Raw genomic sequence first — 18685 nt, 5'->3', positions numbered from 1 at the left:
GGCGGCTTGCCGCACGCCTAGGTGACAGGAGTTCGGACGCGTGCTCTCCCGATCTGCCGGCTTCGCCGCGCTCGCCGCGGCGCGCGACGCCGTGCTCGAACGCGCCGGCGGCGACGCCCGCGACGGCCTCGCCGGGGCGCCGCGGGTGCGGGTGCTGACGGGCGCCGAGGGGCACGAGACCATCGACTCGGCGGCGCGGATGCTCGGGCTCGGCGTGCCGGGCAAAGTCGCGGCCGACGCCCAGGGGCGCCTCGACCCCGCCGCGCTCGAGGCGGCGCTCGCGAGCGGTCGGTCGCCGACGATCGTGGTGCTGCAGGCCGGCAACCTGCACTCGGGGGCGTTCGACCAGTTCGAGGACGCGATCGGCGTCGCGCATCGTGCGGGTGCGTGGGTGCACATCGACGGCGCCTTCGGACTCTGGGCGGGGGCGAGCCCGCGCACCGCGGCGCTCGTGCGGGGGATCGAGGCGGCGGACTCGTGGTCCACGGACGCCCACAAGACGCTCAACGTGCCGTACGACTGCGGCGTCTCGATCGTCGCCGATCCTACGGCCGCGGTGCGCGCCCTCGGGCTGAGCGCGAGCTACCTCGAAGCGGTCGCGGGCGACGCCGATCCCCACGACCGGGTGCCCGAGCTCTCACGGCGGGCGCGCGGCGTCCCGGTCTGGGCGGCGCTGCGGAGTCTCGGGGTCGACGGCGTGGCCGGACTCGTCGACGGCCTCGTCGTGGCCGCGCAGGGCATCGCCGCGGGCATCGCGCGCATTCCGGGCCTCGAGGTCCGCAACGACGTCGTCTTCACGCAGGTGTGCGCCGGCTTCGCCGACGACGAGCGCACCCGCGCCCTCGGTGCCGCGCTCGCCGAGGAGGGCGAGGTGTTCGCCTCCCCGTCGACGTGGCACGGGCGGGCCGTAGTGCGGTGCTCGGTGAGCAACGCGGGCACCGATGCGCGGGCGGTGGCCCGCACGGTCGCCGCGTTCGAGCGCGCCGCGGCGCAGCTCTGAGATCGCGGGAGATCGCGGGGGAGCGGGTCGGGCTCCCGAGGGTTGCACCGTCGGCGGTGCGCGCTTGAATGGAACCGTGACCGGGGGGATCGGCGGGTTCGGCGCGGCGACGGCCGCGTGGTTCGAGGGCGCCTTCGAGGCGCCGACGCCCGTGCAGCGCGACGCGTGGGCCGCCATCGGCCGCGGCGAGCACGCGCTCATCGTCGCGCCGACCGGCTCCGGCAAGACGCTCGCGGCGTTCCTGTCCGCGATCGACCGGCTCGCCCACGAGGCGCCCGGCGAGTCGGCCGGGGTGCGCGTGCTCTACGTGTCGCCGCTGAAGGCGCTCGGCGTCGATGTCGAGAAGAACCTGCGCGCGCCGCTCGCGGGCATCCAGGCGGCCGCGGAGCGGCTCGGCGGCGACGTGCGCGTGCCGAGCGTCGGCGTGCGAACGGGCGACACCCCGCAGCACGAACGACGCCGCCTCGCGACGCATCCGCCCGATCTGCTCATCACGACCCCCGAGACGCTCGCGATCCAGCTCACGTCGGGCGCGCGGCGCACGCTCGCCGGGGTCGAGGTCGTCATCGTCGACGAGATCCACGCGCTCGCCGGCACCAAGCGCGGCGCCGATCTCGCGCTCGCCCTCGAGCGATTGGATGCCCTCGCCGGCGGCCGCGTGCAGCGCGTCGGGCTCTCGGCGACGGTGCGCCCCCGCGAGGAGGTGGCGCGCTTCCTCGGCGGCGATCGACCGGTCACGATCGTCGCGCCGACCTCCGGCAAGCTGCTCGACCTCCGGGTGGCGGTGCCCGTCGAGGATCTCGGCGACCTCCGCGGCGAGGGTGGCACAGTCTGGCCGAAGGTCGAGGAGGCGATCACCGACGAGGTGCTCGCCCATCGCTCGACGATCGTGTTCGTCAACTCCCGCCGCGTCGCGGAGCGCCTGACCGCCCGGCTCAACGAGATCGTGGCGGACCGCATCGACGCCGAGACGCTCGCACCGTCCGAGGTGCGCCCGCTCGCGCGGGTCGGGCCCGGCGGCGAACCGGATGCCTCCGAGCCGGTCGAGGGCGTCGACTTCGTGCGCCCGAGCCGCCCCGACGCGCCCGTCCCCGGCGGCCTCGCGGCGATCTACGCCTCGAGCGCGAACCAGACCGGTGGCGCCGACCCGATCCTCGCCCGCGCCCACCACGGCTCGGTGAGCAAGGAGGAGCGCCTCGTCATCGAGTCGCAGCTGAAGTCGGGGGAGCTGCGCTGCGTGGTCGCCACCTCGAGCCTCGAGCTCGGCATCGACATGGGCGAGGTCGACCTCGTCGTGCAGCTCGCGACGCCGCCGTCGGTCGCGAGCGGACTGCAGCGCGTCGGCCGCGCCGGCCATCAGGTGGGGGAGGCGAGCCGCGGCGTCGTCTTCCCGCAGCACCGCACCGACCTGCTGCACGCCGCGGTCGTCGCCGAGCGCATGGTCGATGGGCGCATCGAGGCCGTCCGGGTGCTCCGCAACCCGCTCGACGTGCTCGCCCAGCACACGGTCGCGGTCGTGGCCGCGCTCGAGTCGGTGCAGGCCGACGAGTGGTTCCGCACGGTCATCCGCTCGGCGCCCTTCGCGACACTGCCGCGCTCGGCGTTCGACGCCGTGCTCGACCTCCTTGCCGGCCGCTATCCCTCCGACCGGTTCGCCGGCCTGCGGCCACGGCTCGTGTGGGATCGCGTCACGGGCATCCTCACGCCGCGCCCCGGGGCCGGCCGGCTCGCCATGACGAGCGGCGGCACGATCCCCGACCGCGGCCTCTTCGGGGTCTTCCTCGCGGGCGAGGGCGCCGGCCGCCGGGTCGGGGAGCTCGACGAGGAGATGGTCTACGAGTCCCGCGTCGGCGACGTCTTCGCGCTCGGCACGACGAGCTGGCGCATCCAGGAGATCACGCACGACCGCGTCGTCGTCGTCCCGGCGGCGGGCGCGCCCGGCCGCGTGCCCTTCTGGAAGGGCGACACCCTCGGCCGACCGGCCGAGCTCGGCGAGGCGATCGGCGCGTACACGCGCGAACTCGTCGACCTGCGTCAGCGCGACCCCGACGGCGCCGAGCGGATGCTGGCGGCGGGCGGGCTGGATCGCCTCGCGACCCGCAACCTCGTCGCGCTCGTCGACGCCCAGCGCGAGGCGACCGGCGTCGTGCCCGACGACCGCACGCTCCTCGTCGAACGCTTCCTCGACGAACTCGGCGACTGGCGCATCGTGCTGCACTCGCCGTACGGCCTGCCGGTGCACGCGCCGTGGGCTCTGGCCGTCGGCGCGCGCATCCAGGAGCGGTTCGGCGTCGACGCGAGCGCGGTCGCGGGCGACGACGGCATCGTGCTGCGGCTGCCCGACACCGGCGTCGACCCGCCGGGAGCGGAGCTCTTCCGCTTCGACGACGCCGACGAGCTCGCGGGCGTCGTCGCGAGCCGGGTGAGCGACTCCGCGCTCTTCGCGAGCCGCTTCCGCGAGTGCGCCGCCCGTGCGCTGCTGCTGCCGCAACCCGACCCGCGGCGGCGGGCGCCGCTCTGGCAGCAGCGCCGTCGCGCCGCCCAACTCCTCGACGTCGCCGCCGACTACCCCGACTTCCCGATCCTGCTCGAGACGGCGCGGGAGTGCCTCCAGGACGTCTACGACCTCCCGGCGCTGCAGCAACTGGCCCGGCGCATCGGCGAACGGCGCGTGCGCATCGTCGAGACGCGCACCGAACTGCCGAGCCCGTACGCGCAGGCGCTGCTCTTCGGCTACGTCGGCGAGTTCATGTACGAGGGCGACCAGCCCCTCGCCGAACGCCGCGCCGCGGCCCTCGCGCTCGATCCCCGGCTCCTCACGGAGCTGCTCGGCGACACCGGCTTCCGCGACCTCTTCGACGCCGATCTCCTCGTCGGCGTCGAGCGCGAGCTCCAGCACCTCGGGCCCGAGCGCCGTCGTCACGGCATCGAGGGCGTCGCCGACCTCCTGCGCGAGCTCGGCCCCCTCACGACCGACGAGCTCGCGGCGCGACTCGACCCGGAAGACGCCGACGAGGATGCCGACGCGCCCCTCGGGCCGGAGGTCGCCGCCGCGCTCGCCGCGGCCCTCGAAGCCGCGGGGCGGGTCATCCGGGTCGAGCTGCACGGCCGTGAGCGCTGGGCCGCGGTCGAGGATGCCGCGCGCCTGCGCGACGGGCTCGGCACGGTGCTGCCCGGCGGCATCCCGCCGGCGTTCCTCGAGCCCGTCGCCGACCCGCTCGGCGACCTCGTCGGGCGGTTCGCGCGCACGCACGGTCCGTTCCTCCTCGAGCGGCTGATCGACGCCTACGGCGTCGAGGCGACTCGCGCCGACGAGACCCTCCAACGGCTCGCGCGCACCGGCCGGGTCGTCCACGGCGAGTTCACCCCCGGGGTGTCGGGGCTGGAGTGGGCCGACGCCGACGTGCTCGACCGGGTGCGCCGGCGCAGCCTCGCCGCGCTCCGCGAGCAGATCGAGCCGGTCGAGCCCCGGCAGCTCGCGCGCTTCCTCCCGGAGTGGCAGCGCGTCGGGCCGGCCGCCGGCGGTCTCAGCGGCGTCGACGGCGTGCTCGAGGCGATCGAGCATCTCGAAGGCGTGCGCGTGCCCGCCTCGGCGCTCGAGTCCCTCATCCTCCCGGCGCGGGTGCGCGACTACCGCCCTGCGCTCCTCGACGAGCTGACGGCGGCCGGCGAGGTCGTCTGGGCAGGCGCCGGCGAACTTGCTGGCGACGGTTGGATCTCCCTCCACCTCGCCGACAGCGCCGGCCTCACGCTGCCGCTCCCCGAGCCGGTCGAGCTCGGCTCCCTTGAGCAGGAGGTGCTCGCCGTGCTCGGCAGCGGCGGCGGGTACTTCTTCCGGCCCCTCGCCGAGGCCGTCGGCAGCCTCGACGACGCCGCACTCGAGGCGGCGCTCTGGAAGCTGGTCTGGGCCGGTCTCGTCGGCAACGACACGCTGGCGCCCGTGCGGGCGCTCGTCGCCGGCGGGGGAGCGCACCGGCCGAAGCCGCGGACACCGCGGGTCCGCGGCGGCGTGCGCCGGCTGCCGCGCCCCGAGATGCCCGCTCGAGGCGGCGCACCGACCGCAGCCGGCAGGTGGTCGGCCCTGCCCGTGCCGGATGCCGAACCGACCGCCCGCGCGATCGCCCTCGGCGAGACGCTGCTCGAGCGCTACGGCGTCGTGACGCGGGGCGCCGTCGCCCAGGAGGGGCCGGTGGGCGGGTTCGAACTCGTCTACAGGACGCTCAGCCGGCTCGAGGAGGCCGGACGGGTGCGCCGGGGCTACTTCGTCGACGGCCTCGGCGCCGCGCAGTTCGCCGCACCGGCGGTCGTCGATCGCCTGCGTGCGCAGGGGCCGACCGGGGCGATCGCGCTCGCGGCGACGGATCCGGCGAATCCCTACGGGGCGGCGCTGCCCTGGCCCGCGTCGCCGGACGGGGTGACGTCGCGGCCCGCGCGCAAGGCCGGGGCGTTCGTGGTGCTCGTCGACGGCGCGCTCGTGTGCTTCGTCGAGCGAGGCGGGCGCACGGTGCTCGTCTTCGACGAGGAACCGGCCGCCTTCGCTCTGGCGGCCGACGCCCTGGCCGATCTGGTGCTCGGAGGGGGAGCGGGGCGCATCCGCATCGAGCGGGCCAACGGCCGGTTCGTGCTCGGCACGCCGACGGGTCGGGCGCTCGAGGCGGCCGGCTTCCGAGAGAGCCCGCAGGGGCTCCGGCTCGCCGCGCGGCCCGGGTGAGGGGTCGGCGGCGCGCCGGTTCGGTCGGCGCTGGGCCGACCGGTCGGGGTCAGCTGACCGGGCCGGTCCACTTCTCGCCGGGCCCCTTGCCGATCGGGTCGGGGATCGCCGAGGCTTCGCGGAAGGCGAGCTGGAGCGAGCGCAGGCCGTCGCGGAGCGAGCGGGCGTGCATGTCGCTGATCTCGGGGGCGCCGGCGGTGATGAGTCCGGCGAGCGAGTTGATGAGCTTGCGCGCCTCGTCGAGGTCGATCTGCGACTCGGGATCGTCGGCGAGGCCGACCTTGACGGCGGCGGCGCTCATGAGGTGCACGGCCGCGGTCGTGATGACCTCGACCGCCGCGACGTCCGCGATGTCGCGGGTCGCCGAGGCGACGGCGTCGGGTCCGGCGTCGTGACCGTGGTCGTTCTGGGGGCGTTCGGGCTCGGTGTTTCCGGTCACGGCATTCCTCTGCTAAGCTAGTGCGGGTCTGATTTCGGTCAGACTCGAAAGTGGAGATTCTCCCACCCGCGCATACCGCTTAAGGTTACCGGGTCGATCGCACTCCGCCCGCTCGCGCAAGCGAGGGGGTAGGGCCGCGTCGCGAAAGCGAAGCGGCCGGCCGTCTCGCGGAAGCGGGACGGCGGACAGGGTGCCGTGTGCGTCGCCGTGTGCGCCGAATGCGTCGGATCTCCGCTCTCGTGTCTTCGAGAGCATCCGCTCCCGAAGTCAGAAGAAAGAATTTTCTGAGCAGAGGAGAATCGCATCAGCGATCCGCGTACCAACGACCGTATCCGCGTCCCCGAGGTCCGCCTCGTGGGTCCTGGCGGGGAGCAGGTCGGCGTCGTGAAGATCGAGGTGGCCCTGCGGCTCGCCCAGGAGGCCGAACTCGATCTCGTCGAAGTCGCCCCGAACTCGCGTCCGCCGGTCGTCAAGATCATGGACTACGGCAAGTACAAGTACGAGGCCGCGCAGAAGGCGAAGGAAGCCCGTCGCAACCAGGCGAACACGATCCTCAAAGAGGTCCGGTTCCGTCTCAAGATCGACAAGCACGACTACGAGACCAAGATGAAGCGCGCAGTCGGCTTCCTCCAGGGCGGCGACAAGGTCAAGGCCATGATCCTGTTCCGCGGTCGCGAGCAGTCGCGTCCCGAGATGGGCGTCCGCCTCCTGCAGCGTTTCGCAGAAGATGTCGCCGAGTTCGGCCACGTGGAGCAGAACCCCACGATCGACGGCCGCAACATGGTGATGGTCATCGCTCCGCTCAAGAACAAGTCCGAGGCCAAGGCCGAGGCGAATGCACAGCGCGCTGCGGCGAAGGCGCGTCCGGCTCAGTCGGACGCCGAGCCGCAGGCGGCCGACGCCCCCGAGGCGTAAGGCCCAGCACCCCCGTCCGTCGCTCGCGGCGGCAGAACCAAGGAGAAACACGAGATGCCGAAGCAGAAGACCCACTCCGGGTCCAAGAAGCGCTTCAAGATCACCGGTACCGGCAAGATCAAGAAGCAGCAGGCCGGTATGCGCCACAACCTCGAGGTCAAGTCCTCGTCGCGCAAGACCCGCCTGAACCAGGACCAGGTCGTTTCGCCCGCCGACGCGAAGAAGATCCAGAAGCTTCTCGGCCACTGAGCCGCGAGAACCCCGTAAGGAAGTAACAGCACAATGGCTAGAGTCAAGCGGGCGGTCAACGCCCACAAGAAGCGTCGCGTCATCCTCGAGCGCGCGGAGGGCTACCGCGGTCAGCGGTCGCGTCTCTACCGCAAGGCCAAGGAGCAGGTCACCCACTCCCTCGTCTACTCGTACAACGACCGCCGTGCGCGCAAGGGCGACTTCCGTCGCCTCTGGATCCAGCGCATCAACGCCGCGTCGCGTGCGAACGGCCTCACCTACAACCGCCTCATCCAGGGTCTCGCCCTGGCCGGCGTCGAGGTCGACCGTCGCATCCTCGCCGAGCTCGCGGTGAACGACGCGGCGACCTTCGCCTCGATCGTCGAGACCGCCAAGAAGGCGCTCCCCGCCGACGTCAACGCCCCCAAGGCGTAAGTCGCGCGATCCCGAACGGGTCCGTCCACTCCGGTGGGCGGGCCCGTTCCGCCATTTCCGCAGCACCCGAGAATGCGCAACGATCGCGTCCGCTGCGGCCGGGGTCGCACTGCTTCCGTGGTTCGGGATGCCGCATCCCTAGACTTGCTCCCATGCTCGAGAATCCCCGTTCCCCGCGCGTCCGCGCCGTCGCCAAGCTCGCGAAGAAGCCGGCGCGCGCCGAGAGCGGCATGTTCCTGCTCGAGGGCCCGCAGGCCGTCGCCGAGGCCCTGACGTTCCGGCCGCAGCTCCTCGTCGAGCTCTACGCGACGCCGTCGGCGCTCGAGCGCTACACCGACATCGCCCAGGCCGCCGTCGATGCCGGCGTAGACGTCGAGTTCGTCACCGAGCAGGTGCTCGAGGCGATGGCCGACACCGTGACGCCGCAGGGTTTCGTCGCGGTGTGCCACCAGTTCCCGACGGCGATCAAGGACGTCTTCGCCGCGAAGCCGAAGCTCGTGGCGATCCTCGAGGAAGTCCGGGACCCGGGCAACGCCGGCACGATCGTCCGTGCCGCCGATTCCGCCGGTGCGGACGCCGTGATCTTCTCCGGTCGCGCGGTCGACCTCTACAACCCGAAGGTCGTGCGCTCCTCGACCGGTTCGATCTTCCACCTCCCGGTCGCCGTCGGCGCCGACCTCGACGACGTCCTCGTCCGCGCCCGCGAGGCGGGCCTCACGGTGCTCGCGGCCGACGTCAAGGGCGACGACCTCCTGACGGCTCGCAACGAGGGGGTGCTCGACGGGCCGACGGCCTGGCTGTTCGGCAACGAGGCGCACGGACTCACCGACGAGAGCCTCGAGAAGGTCGACCGCGTCATCACGGTTCCCATCTACGGCAACGCGGAGTCGATGAACCTCGCCACAGCGGCGAGCGTCTGCCTCTACGAGAGCGCGTTCGCGCACCGGAGCTGAACTCGGCGATCCCGCCTTTGCGTCTCCTGTGCGCCGCCCGAACGGCCGCCATCAGGTAACCATTGGATTTCGACGCCACCCGCGGGCGGGACCGGACCCCTAGTGTGGGGGGCATGGCGGCCTTCGATCCTTCGCTCACGACGTCGAACATCGCAGTCGGACGCGGCGAGCCGCTCGTGGTGCTCGAGCATGTCGACAAGCACTACGGCGAGCTCCATGTGCTCAACGACATCTCCACGGTCGTGAACCGCGGCGAGGTCGTCGTGGTCATCGGCCCGTCGGGGTCGGGCAAGTCGACGCTCTGCCGCGCGATCAACCGGCTCGAGACCATCGACTCGGGCCTGATCTCGATCGACGGCGACAAGCTGCCCGAAGAGGGCAAGCAGCTCGCGGCGCTCCGCGCCGACGTCGGCATGGTCTTCCAGTCGTTCAACCTGTTCGCCCACAAGACGGTGCTCGAGAACGTCACACTCGGTCCGATCAAGGTCAAGAAGATGAAGAAGGCGGCCGCCGAGGAGCTGGCGATGCGCCTGCTCGACCGGGTCGGCGTCGCGAACCAGGCGAAGAAGCTGCCCTCGCAGCTCTCCGGCGGTCAGCAGCAGCGCGTCGCGATCGCCCGTTCGCTCGCGATGAATCCGAAGCTCATCCTCATGGACGAGCCGACCTCGGCGCTCGACCCCGAGATGATCAACGAGGTCCTGGATGTGATGGTCGGTCTCGCCGACCAGGGCATGACCATGATCGTGGTCACTCACGAGATGGGCTTCGCGCGCAAGGCCGCCGACCGCGTCATCTTCATGGCCGACGGCAAGGTCGTCGAAGAGGCCACCCCCGCGGAGTTCTTCGACCACCCGAAGAGCGACCGCGCGAAGGACTTCCTGTCGAAGATCCTCGCCCACTGAGCCCCCGGCGCTCACGAAGCGCCGGGTCGACCCGAACACCCACGGAAACCAGGAGGCACTCATGAAGCACAGCAAGGCGATCATGGCGCTCGCCGGTGCGGCGGTCGCAGCGCTCGCGCTGGCCGGTTGCGCGAGCGGCGACGGCGACGATGCGAGCGAGTCCGTCGAGCCCGCGCCGACGTTCGAGGCCGGTACCACGATGGCCGAGCTCGCCGACGCGGGCACGATCACCATCGGCACCAAGTTCGACCAGCCGTTGTTCGGCCTTGTCGGCCCGAGCGGCGATCCCGAGGGCTTCGACGTCGAGATCGGCAAGATCATCGCCGGCAAGCTCGGCATCGCCCCTGAGGACATCGAGTGGAAGGAAGCGGTCTCCGCCAACCGCGAGCCCTTCATCGAGCAGGGCGAGGTCGACATCGTCATCGCCACCTACACGATCAACGACGACCGCAAGGAAGTCGTCTCGTTCGCCGGGCCGTACTACATGGCCGGTCAGTCCATCCTGACGCTCGCGGACAACGACACGATCGAGTCCGAGGACGACCTCGTCGGCCAGCCCGTGTGCTCGGTCACCGGTTCGACCCCGGCGGCCAACCTCAAGGAGCTCGGCGCCGAGGTCCTCGAGACCGACACCTACTCGAACTGCCTCGAGCCGCTGCGCTCGGGTCAGGTCGTCGCGGTGTCCACCGACAACGTCATCCTCGCGGGCCTCGCGGCCCAGAACGAGGGCGAGTTCAAGGTCGTCGGCGAGCCGTTCACCGAGGAGCCCTACGGCATCGGCCTCGCGCTCGACGACACCGATTTCCGCATGTGGATCAACGACGTGCTCGAGGAGTCGTACGAGGACGGTTCGTACGAGGAGGCGTGGGACGCGACCGCCGGCACGGTGCTGCCGTTCGTCGACCCGCCCGCCGTCGACCGCTACGAGCGCTGATCGAGTGATCGCCCGGGCCGGCCGCGGCCGGCCCGGGCGACCCCGTCCCACGGATTGAAAGGAGCGGCGTGGACGTCGTCATCGACAACCTCCCGTTGTACCTGCAGGGCTTCGGCGTGACCCTGCTCCTGCTCGCCGTCGGTGGCGTCGGCGCCCTCGTGATCGGCGTGCTCATCGCGACGATGCGCATCGCCCCGGTGGCCTCGCTCCGGTGGTTCGCGACCGTGTACACGGAGATCATCCGCAACACCCCGCTGACGCTCGTCTTCATCTTCTGCGCATTCGTGCTGCCGTACCTCGGCGCCGACATCCCGTATCTCGTCTCCGCCTTCATCGCCCTCGGCGTCTACACGTCGCCCTTCGTCGCTGAGGCGCTCCGCTCGGGGATCAACGGCGTGCCCGTCGGGCAGGCGGAGGCCGCGCGCAGCATCGGCCTCGGTTTCGGCCAGTCCGTCTCGCTCGTGATCTTCCCCCAGGCCTTCCGCATGACGATCCCGCCGCTCATCAACGTCTTCATCGCCCTCACCAAGAACACCTCGGTCGCCGGCGGGTTCTTCGTCGCCGAACTCTTCGCGACGGGCCGTACCCTCGCCAACGCCAACGGCAGCGCCGTCATCCCGATCCTCCTCGGCGTCGCGTTCTTCTACCTCCTCATCACCGTGCCGCTCGGACTCTTCGCGGGACGGCTCGAGGCGAAGTGGGCGGTGGCCCGATGACCGGCTCCAGCGTCCTCTTCGACGCGCCGGGCCCGAAGGCCCGCCGCAACTCGCTCATCACCTCGATCGTGGGCGGAGCGCTCATCGTCGCCGGCGTCGTCTGGATGGCCATGACGCTCGCGGCGCCTCGTGAGTCGGGCGGCATCACCCTGCCGGGCATGTTCGACGAGTCGCGGTGGGACATCTTCGCCGACCCGGAGCTCTGGGGCTTCATCTGGAACGGCGTCATCGGCACGCTCCGCGCGGCGGCCGTCGCGGCGGTCTTCGCGCTCATCCTCGGCGTCGTCTTCTCGCTGCTGCGCAGCTCGCGGCTCAAGTGGGTGCGCTACCCGACGGCTGTCGTCATCGAGTTCTTCCGCGGCATGCCCGTGCTGCTCATGATGCTCTTCATCCTCCTCGTGTTCTCGACGGGCTCGTACTGGGCGGTCGTATCGGCTCTCGCCGTCTACAACGGAGCGCTCATCGGCGAGGCGCTGCGCGCCGGCCTGGCGGCGCTACCCCGTGGTCAGCGGGAGGCCGGGCTCAGCCTCGGCATGCGGGAGCTCCAGACGAAGCTGCTCATCGAGTTCCCGCAGGCGTTCCGGCAGATGCTGCCGATCATCGTCGCCCAGCTCGTCGTACTGCTGAAGGACACCTCGCTCGGCTACATCGTCGGCTACCCCGAATTGCTGCGGGCGACGATGAACAACCTCTCGAGCTACTACGGCAACCGCTACCTGTTCCCGCTCTTCGTCGTCACGTTCCTCATCTACCTGACGATGAACCTGCTCCTGTCCTGGCTCGCGCGCAGCCTCGCGCGTCGCCGGAACTCGGGCGGCGGCGGACGCGGTCGGCGCAACGCGGGCGGCGACGCGGACGTTTCGCCGGACCAGGCGATCCTGGTCGCTGAGGCGAGCGCCGCAGCACGGCGGTCCACGAGCACCTAGCACGGGTCGGATCGGCGGACGGCCGTCCGCCGATCCGACGACCGCCCGGTAGACTCGCTGATCGTGTCCGAGCCCACCGAAATCACCGAATCCGCGGTCGAACAGGCGGTGAGCGACGCGCTCGCCGCGATCGCCGCCGCGTCCGACTCGGCGGCCCTCAAGCAGGTCCGCGCCCAGCACACCGGCGAGAAGTCGCCGCTGGCGCAGTTGAACGCGCTGCTGCGCAGCGTGCCGAACGAGCAGAAGGCCGCCTTCGGCAAGCTCGTCGGCGGCGCGCGCGGCCGGGTGAACCAGTCGTTCGCCGCCCGTGAGAGCGAGATCGTCGAGGCCGAGCAGTCCGCCCGACTCGACGCCGAGCGCGTCGACGTGACCGCGATCGGCACGGTGCGCCGGCCCGGCGCGCGCCACCCGCTGACGCTCCTCCAGGAGGAGATCGCCGACATCTTCGTCGGCATGGGCTGGGAGATCGCGGAGGGCCCCGAGCTCGAACACGAGTGGGTCAACTTCGACGCCCTGAACTTCGACCCCGACCACCCCGCGCGCGCGATGCAGGACACGTTCTTCGTCGAGCCCGCCGAGCGCCACCTCGTCCTGCGCACGCACACGAGCCCCGTCCAGGTGCGCTCGATGCTCGAGCGCGAGGTGCCGATCTACATCCTCGCTCCGGGCAAGACGTACCGCACCGACGAGCTCGACGCGACGCACACCCCGGTCTTCAGCCAGTTCGAGGGCCTCGCCGTCGACCAGGGCCTCACCATGGCGCACCTGCGCGGCACGCTCGAGCACGTCGCCCGACTGATGTTCGGGCCCGAGGCGAAGATCCGCCTGCGTCCCAACTACTTCCCGTTCACCGAGCCCTCCGCCGAGCTCGACATCTGGCACCCCACCTTCACGGGCGGTGCGCGCTGGATCGAGTGGGGCGGCTGCGGCATGGTGAACCCGAACGTCCTGCGCGCCGCCGGCATCGACCCCGAGGTCTACTCGGGCTTCGCGTTCGGCATGGGCTTCGAGCGCACGCTGATGTTCCGCAACGACGTGCAGGACATGCACGACATGATCGAGGGCGACGTCCGCTTCTCCGAGCAGTACGGGATGGTGATCTGATGCGCGTTCCGCTGTCCTGGCTGAACGAGTACACCCCGACCGAGTCCGACGACGCCGCGGCGGTGCACGCCGCCCTCGTCTCGGTCGGGTTCGAGGAAGAGGATGTCCACGCGTACGACGTGACGGGTCCCGTCGTCGTCGGGCAGGTGCTCGAGTTCGTCGAGGAGCCGCAGTCCAACGGCAAGACGATCCGCTGGTGCCAGGTGCAGGTCGCGCCCGAGGGCGAGACGGCCGCCGACGGCGGTCCCGCCGTCCACGGCATCGTCTGCGGCGCGCACAACTTCGCCGTCGGCGACAAGGTCGTCGTCACCCTGCCGGGTGCCGTGCTGCCCGGGCCGTTCCCGATCGCCGCACGCAAGACCTACGGCCACGTGTCCGACGGCATGATCGCCTCGGTGCGCGAGCTCGGCCTCGGCGACGAGCACGACGGCATCCTCGTGCTCTCGACCATCGGGCTCGACCCGGAGATCGGCACCGACGCGATCGCGCTCCTCGGCCTCGACGACGTCGCGGTCGAGATCAATGTCACGCCCGACCGCGGCTACGCGTTCTCCCTGCGCGGCGTGGCCCGCGAGTACTCGCACGCGACGGGCCGTCCGTTCGCCGACCCCGCCGACCTCGCGCCCGAGTACCCGGGCGAGGGCTTCCCGGTGGTCATCGACGACGCGCGCCCGGTGCGCGGCGTCGTCGGCGCGTCCGGCTTCACGACGCGCACGGTGCGCGGGGTGGATGCCTCGCGCCCGACGCCGACCTGGATGAAGTCGCGGCTGCAGCTCGCGGGCATCCGCTCGAACGGGCTGCTCGTCGACATCACGAACTACGTCATGCTCGAGCTCGGACAGCCCATCCACGGCTACGACCTCGACCGGCTCGACGGCGGCATCACGGTGCGCCGGGCCGAGCCGGGAGAGACCCTGCGCACGCTCGACGACCAGGAGCGGCGGCTCGATCCCGAGGACCTGCTCATCGCCGACGACTCGGGCCCCATCGGCCTCGCGGGCGTCATGGGCGGCGGCGACTCCGAGCTGAGCGGTACCACGGCGAACGTCCTCGTCGAGGCGGCGACGTTCGACCCGGTGACGATCGCACGCACGGCGCGCCGGCACAAGCTGCCGAGCGAGGCGTCCAAGCGCTTCGAGCGCGGCGTCGACCCGGCCGTCGGCGTGCGCGCCGCCGACCGCGTCGTCCAGCTCATGGTCGAGCTCGCCGGCGGCACCGCCGACCCGCTCGGCTCCACCCTCGTCGCGCCGCTCGAGCGCGCGCCGATCGCGTTCCCGGCGGGCTTCGCCGCGGGCCTCGTCGGCGTCGACTACACGGATGAAGAGATCGAGACATCCCTGTCGAAGATCGGCGCCGACGTGCAGCCGATCGAGGGCGGCTGGCTCGTCGGCGCACCGACCTGGCGCCCCGACCTGACCGACAAGTGGACGCTCGCCGAGGAGGTCGCCCGACTCGTCGGCTACGGCCGCATCCCCTCGGTGCTGCCCGTCGCCCCGCCCGGCCGCGGCCTCACCCGCCACCAGCGGCTGCGCCGCAGCGCGTCGAACGCCCTCGCGGCGACCGGCTTCGTCGAGGTGACGGCGTACCCGTTCCTCGCCGAGCAGGTCAACCGCACGTACGGTTCGCCGGACGGCTCGGACATCCCGCTCGTGCGCCTCGCCAACGCGCTCGACGCGAGCCAGGCGACGCTGCGCACGACCCTCGTCCCCGGCCTCCTCGAGGTCGCCAAGCGCAACCGCTCGCGCGGTCGCACCGACCTGGCGATCTTCGAGACCGGCTCGGTGTTCCTGCCGGAGCCGGGCATCGAGTACGGCACGGCCGCCTCGCCGGCGATGGCCGTGCGGCCGTCCGACGAGGAGATCGCCGCGATCGAGGCGTCGATCCCGCCGCAGCCGCGTCGCATCGGCGTGCTGTTGACGGGCGAGCGCACCCCGGCCCAGCCGGGCGTCGCGCCGATCGTCGCGGGCATCGCCGACGCGATCGAGGCCGTCCGCACGGTCGCCTGGGCCGTCGGCGCTGAACTCGAGCTCGTGCAGGGTGCGCACGCCGCGTACCACGCGGGTCGCACCGCCGAGCTCCGCGTCGCGGGGGAGACCGTCGGCTACGCCGGCGAACTGCTCCCAGCCCTCGCCGAGGAGGCCGACCTCCCGCGCGTCGTCGCCGTGGCCGAGCTCGACCTCGACCGCGTGATCTCGCTCGCCGAGGGCGTCGTGCACGCGCACGCCATCCGCACGATGCCCGCCGCGACGCAGGACCTCGCGCTCGTCGTGGGCGCCGACGTGCCCGCCGGCGACGTGCTCGCCGCGGTCCGCGAGGGCGCCGGCGCGCTGCTCGAGTCGATCGAGCTCGTCGACGACTACCGCGGCCAGGGCATCGAGGCGGGCTCGAAGAGTCTGCTGTTCGCGCTGCGCTTCCGCGCCGACGACCGCACGCTGACGGCCGCCGAGGCGTCCGAGGCGAAGAACGCCGGAGCTGCGGCGGCCTCGGAGCGGTTCGGCGCGAGCATGCGCGCCTAACGATCGCCCACGACGACCGACGGCCGGCCCGCACTGCGCGGGCCGGCCGTTCGCGTCGAACCCGATCTCCGGCGAGCCGAAGATTCCTCATTCCCTTCGCGGTGCTCCCGCCGATAACGTCGGCGTATGGACACGGTCGAGGAATCGTCGGAGCGCACCTGGTTCACCGAAGAGCCGAACGCCGTCGTCGCTGCGGTCGGCGGCGACCGCGATCGCGGTCTCAGCGCCGCCGAGGCGGCGAAGCGGCTCGCCGAGCACGGGCCGAACTCGATCGCGGCGGAGCCTTCGCCGTCGGTCTGGCAGGTCGCACTCCGCCAGCTCGCCGATCCGATGAACATCATGCTCGTCGCCGTCGCCATCGTGAGCCTGCTGATCGACCAGCTCAGCGTCGGCATCCTCGTCGGCGCCCTCGTCGTCCTCAACCTCGTGCTCGGCACGCGGCAGGAGATGAAGGCGAAGGCCTCCGTGGACGCGCTCGCGAAGATGCAGATCCCGCAGGCGCGCGTCGTCCGCGACGGCGCGCTCGTCCAGGTCGACGCGACGACGCTCGTGCCCGGGGACCTCCTCGCACTCGAAGCGGGCGACATCGTGCCGGCCGACGGCCGCATCCTGCGCTCGGCGACCCTCGAGACGCAGGAGGCCGCCCTCACCGGCGAGAGCGCCCCGATCCCCAAGGATGCGACGACGCTCGAGCGCACGGACACCACGATCGGGGACCGCTCGAACATGGTGTTCCAGAACACGCAGGTCACCCGCGGCACCGCGAGCGTCGTCGTCACCGACACCGGCATGACCACCCAGATGGGCCGCATCGCGTCGATGCTCTCCGCGGTCAAGCCGGCGAAGTCGCCGCTCCAGCGCGAGCTCGATTCCCTCACGGGCGTGCTCGGTTGGATCGCCTGGGGCGCCGTCGCGATCATCGTGATCACCGGGCTCGCACGCGGCCAAGAGGTGGCCTCGGTCATCCTGCTCGGCATCTCCATGGCGATCTCCGCGATCCCGACCGGAATGCCGTCGTTCGTGCAGGCGATGCTCTCGTACGGCGCCCGTCAGCTGGCCGAGCACAAAGCGGTCGTGAAAAACCTCACCGACGTCGAGACGCTCGGTGCGACGAGCGCCATCAACTCCGACAAGACCGGCACGCTCACGATGAACGAGATGACGGTCGAGTCGCTCTACCACCGTGGCGAGTGGTACACGGTCTCCGGAAGCGGGTACGAGAAGACCGGCGACATCCGCGGCGTCGCCGGCGAGCCGTCGCCCGACTTCGCGGTGCTCGCCGCAGGACTCGCCCTCTGCAGCGACGCGACGGTGTCCGACGACGGCGCGGTCGTCGGCGACCCCACCGAGGCGGCGCTCGTCGTGCTCGCCGCGAAGATGGGCGCTGACGCCGGGCTGACGCGCGCGAAGTTCCCGCGCCTCGCCGAGGTGCCGTTCGACTCGGCGTACAAGTTCATGGGGACGTTCCACGAGGTGCCCGAGCAGCTCGAGGGCGGGACGGTGGTCTTCGTCAAGGGCGGCCCGGACGTCGTGCTCGACCGTTGCGGGTCCGCCGCGACCGCCGACGGCATCGTCGCGCTCGATGAAGCGCGCGAGACGATCGTCGCGGCGAACGACTCCCTGTCGACCCAGGGCCTGCGCGTGCTGGCGTTCGCATACCGGCGGTTCGCGCCCGGGACGACGCTGCCGGCCGACCCGATGGACGCGATCGCCGACCTGACCTTCGTCGGACTCGTCGGCATCATCGACCCGCTTCGACCGTCGTCCAAGGAAGCCGTGCGCATCGCGCACGAGGCCGGCATCGAGGTGCGCATGATCACGGGCGACCACGCCATCACCGCGGCGGCGATCGGCGACAAGCTCGGCCTCGGCGACGGCGCGGCCAGCGGGGCGGACCTCCAGGCCATGAGCGACGACGAGATCAAGCGGGCGCTGCCCCACCTGCACGTCTTCGGCCGGGTGACGCCGGAGGACAAGCTCCGCCTCGCCCGGCTCATGCAGGAGGAGGGCGCGGTGGTCGCGATGACCGGCGACGCCGTGAACGACGCCGCCGCGCTCAAACAGGCCGACATCGGCGTCGCGATGGGATCGGGCAGCGAGGTCACCAAGCAGGCGGGCAAAATGATCCTCGTCGACGACAACTTCGGCACGCTCGTCACCGCAGTGCGGCTGGGACGATCGATCTACGAGAAGATCGTCAGCTACGTCCGCTTCCAGATGTCGCAGCTGTTCTCGCTCGTGCTGCTGTTCCTCGCCGCGAGCCTCTTCGACATCAACGACGGCGTGCCGCTCACGCCGATCATGGTGCTGTTCCTCAACTTCTTCGTCGCGATCTTCCCGGTGATCGCGATCCTGCTCGACCCGACTCCCGACGGCATCATGCAGAAGCCGCCGCGCGACCCGAAGAAGACGATCGCGAACCGCGGCGCCGTCACGCTCTGGTTCCTCTACGGAGGCGTGCTCTTCATCGTGACGCTCGTCCCGCTGCTCGTGCTCCCCGACGAGCTCAGCTCGACCGAACCGAACGTCCCGGTCACCATGGCGTTCGTCGTCGCCGCGTTCGGAGCGATACTGAGCGGCCTCGTGATGCGACGCGATCCCGAGTCCGGTCTCGGTCAGCCGATCCTCGTCGCCGTGAAGTGGCTCTCGATCCCGGTCGTGCTGACGGTCGCGGCGGTGGAACTGGAGTTCCTGCAGCGCCTCGTCGGCACCGTCGGCCTCGACGGCGGCCAATGGGTGTCCTGCCTCGGCCTCGCGCTGATCGTGCCGCTGGTCGTCGAGGTCGAGAAGGCGATCCGGCGGGCGCGGCTCCGCCGGGCGTGAACCTGCCGCCGACGTTCGCGCGCGGCGGCAGCTTCGTGCGCCGACTGCGCCGGACGCTGACGGGCTCCGTTTTGCGCGCCGCC

General features: G+C 71.7%; 14 protein-coding genes. 13 read left to right on the top strand and 1 reads right to left on the bottom strand.

Going from position 1 to position 18685, the window contains the following annotated elements; genetic code table 11:
* Positions 1 to 40: 40 nt before the first annotated feature.
* Together GB864_RS10410 and GB864_RS10405 are read left to right on the top strand one after the other, a co-directional pair.
* Positions 41 to 1000 (top strand): pyridoxal-dependent decarboxylase, encoded by a 960-nt coding sequence (locus tag GB864_RS10410; RefSeq protein ID WP_160424750.1) that lies wholly within the window; start codon positions 41 to 43, stop codon positions 998 to 1000.
* 76 nt (positions 1001 to 1076) lie between these two features.
* Complete coding sequence (locus tag GB864_RS10405) at positions 1077 to 5711, top strand: ATP-dependent helicase (RefSeq protein ID WP_336603956.1); 4635 nt, start codon at positions 1077 to 1079, stop codon at positions 5709 to 5711.
* Positions 5712 to 5760: 49 nt separating this feature from the next.
* Here GB864_RS10405 and GB864_RS10400 read toward each other — a convergent pair whose 3' ends face one another.
* Complete coding sequence (locus GB864_RS10400) at positions 5761 to 6150, bottom strand: DUF1844 domain-containing protein (RefSeq protein ID WP_160424747.1); 390 nt, start codon at positions 6148 to 6150, stop codon at positions 5761 to 5763.
* A 303-nt stretch (positions 6151 to 6453) separates the two neighbouring features.
* Between GB864_RS10400 and infC the strand changes: the two genes are divergently transcribed.
* From infC to GB864_RS10345, 11 genes are all read left to right on the top strand, one after another.
* Positions 6454 to 7065, top strand: a complete 612-nt coding sequence (infC, locus tag GB864_RS10395; RefSeq protein ID WP_160424759.1) for a translation initiation factor IF-3 — start codon at positions 6454 to 6456, stop codon at positions 7063 to 7065.
* A 54-nt stretch (positions 7066 to 7119) separates the two neighbouring features.
* Positions 7120 to 7314 carry a 50S ribosomal protein L35 gene (gene rpmI, locus GB864_RS10390; protein WP_160424745.1) on the top strand — a complete coding sequence of 65 codons (195 nt, stop codon included), beginning with the start codon at positions 7120 to 7122 and terminating at the stop codon, positions 7312 to 7314.
* A gap of 33 nt (positions 7315 to 7347) precedes the next feature.
* Positions 7348 to 7728, top strand: coding sequence for a 50S ribosomal protein L20 (rplT, locus tag GB864_RS10385; RefSeq protein ID WP_160424742.1), 381 nt, complete (start codon positions 7348 to 7350; stop codon positions 7726 to 7728).
* Between the two features lie 152 nt (positions 7729 to 7880).
* On the top strand, positions 7881 to 8681 hold the full coding sequence (locus GB864_RS10380) for a TrmH family RNA methyltransferase (RefSeq protein ID WP_160424740.1): 801 nt from the start codon (positions 7881 to 7883) through the stop codon (positions 8679 to 8681).
* A gap of 113 nt (positions 8682 to 8794) precedes the next feature.
* The gene (locus GB864_RS10375; protein WP_160424738.1) at positions 8795 to 9583 is read left to right on the top strand and encodes an amino acid ABC transporter ATP-binding protein; all 789 of its coding nucleotides are present in this window, start codon (positions 8795 to 8797) and stop codon (positions 9581 to 9583) included.
* Positions 9584 to 9644: 61 nt separating this feature from the next.
* The gene (locus GB864_RS10370; RefSeq protein ID WP_160424735.1) at positions 9645 to 10517 is read left to right on the top strand and encodes a glutamate ABC transporter substrate-binding protein; all 873 of its coding nucleotides are present in this window, start codon (positions 9645 to 9647) and stop codon (positions 10515 to 10517) included.
* 68 nt (positions 10518 to 10585) lie between these two features.
* Complete coding sequence (locus GB864_RS10365) at positions 10586 to 11233, top strand: ABC transporter permease subunit (RefSeq protein ID WP_160424733.1); 648 nt, start codon at positions 10586 to 10588, stop codon at positions 11231 to 11233.
* Positions 11230 to 12159: an amino acid ABC transporter permease gene (locus tag GB864_RS10360; protein ID WP_160424732.1), complete on the top strand. Its 930-nt coding sequence runs from the start codon at positions 11230 to 11232 to the stop codon at positions 12157 to 12159. Before GB864_RS10365 ends, GB864_RS10360 begins: the two co-directional genes overlap by 4 nt.
* 63 nt (positions 12160 to 12222) lie before the next feature.
* Positions 12223 to 13263 carry a phenylalanine--tRNA ligase subunit alpha gene (gene pheS / locus GB864_RS10355; protein ID WP_160424730.1) on the top strand — a complete coding sequence of 347 codons (1041 nt, stop codon included), beginning with the start codon at positions 12223 to 12225 and terminating at the stop codon, positions 13261 to 13263.
* Positions 13263 to 15779, top strand: coding sequence for a phenylalanine--tRNA ligase subunit beta (gene pheT / locus GB864_RS10350; RefSeq protein WP_160424728.1), 2517 nt, complete (start codon positions 13263 to 13265; stop codon positions 15777 to 15779). The genes pheS and pheT overlap by 1 nt, the downstream gene beginning before the upstream one ends.
* A 126-nt stretch (positions 15780 to 15905) precedes the next feature.
* On the top strand, positions 15906 to 18602 hold the full coding sequence (locus tag GB864_RS10345) for a cation-translocating P-type ATPase (RefSeq protein ID WP_160424727.1): 2697 nt from the start codon (positions 15906 to 15908) through the stop codon (positions 18600 to 18602).
* Positions 18603 to 18685: the final 83 nt, after the last annotated feature.

The sequence above is a fragment of the Agromyces seonyuensis genome (assembly GCF_009789225.1).
Classification (GTDB): domain Bacteria; phylum Actinomycetota; class Actinomycetes; order Actinomycetales; family Microbacteriaceae; genus Agromyces; species Agromyces seonyuensis.
Note: the sequence above shows the minus strand (reverse complement) of the source record. Positions and strands in the feature narration are given on the sequence as shown.

Bases quoted from the DNA above. Each gene is read 5' to 3' on its own strand.
- rpmI (WP_160424745.1), top strand. From the start codon at position 7,120: ATGCCGAAGCAGAAGACCCACTCCGGGTCCAAGAAGCGCTTCAAGATC.
- GB864_RS10375 (WP_160424738.1), top strand. From the start codon at position 8,795: ATGGCGGCCTTCGATCCTTCGCTCACGACGTCGAACATCGCAGTCGGA.
- GB864_RS10370 (WP_160424735.1), top strand. From the start codon at position 9,645: ATGAAGCACAGCAAGGCGATCATGGCGCTCGCCGGTGCGGCGGTCGCA.
- GB864_RS10345 (WP_160424727.1), top strand. From the start codon at position 15,906: ATGGACACGGTCGAGGAATCGTCGGAGCGCACCTGGTTCACCGAAGAG.
- GB864_RS10380 (WP_160424740.1), top strand. From the start codon at position 7,881: ATGCTCGAGAATCCCCGTTCCCCGCGCGTCCGCGCCGTCGCCAAGCTC.
- rplT (WP_160424742.1), top strand. From the start codon at position 7,348: ATGGCTAGAGTCAAGCGGGCGGTCAACGCCCACAAGAAGCGTCGCGTC.
- pheT (WP_160424728.1), top strand. From the start codon at position 13,263: ATGCGCGTTCCGCTGTCCTGGCTGAACGAGTACACCCCGACCGAGTCC.
- GB864_RS10360 (WP_160424732.1), top strand. From the start codon at position 11,230: ATGACCGGCTCCAGCGTCCTCTTCGACGCGCCGGGCCCGAAGGCCCGC.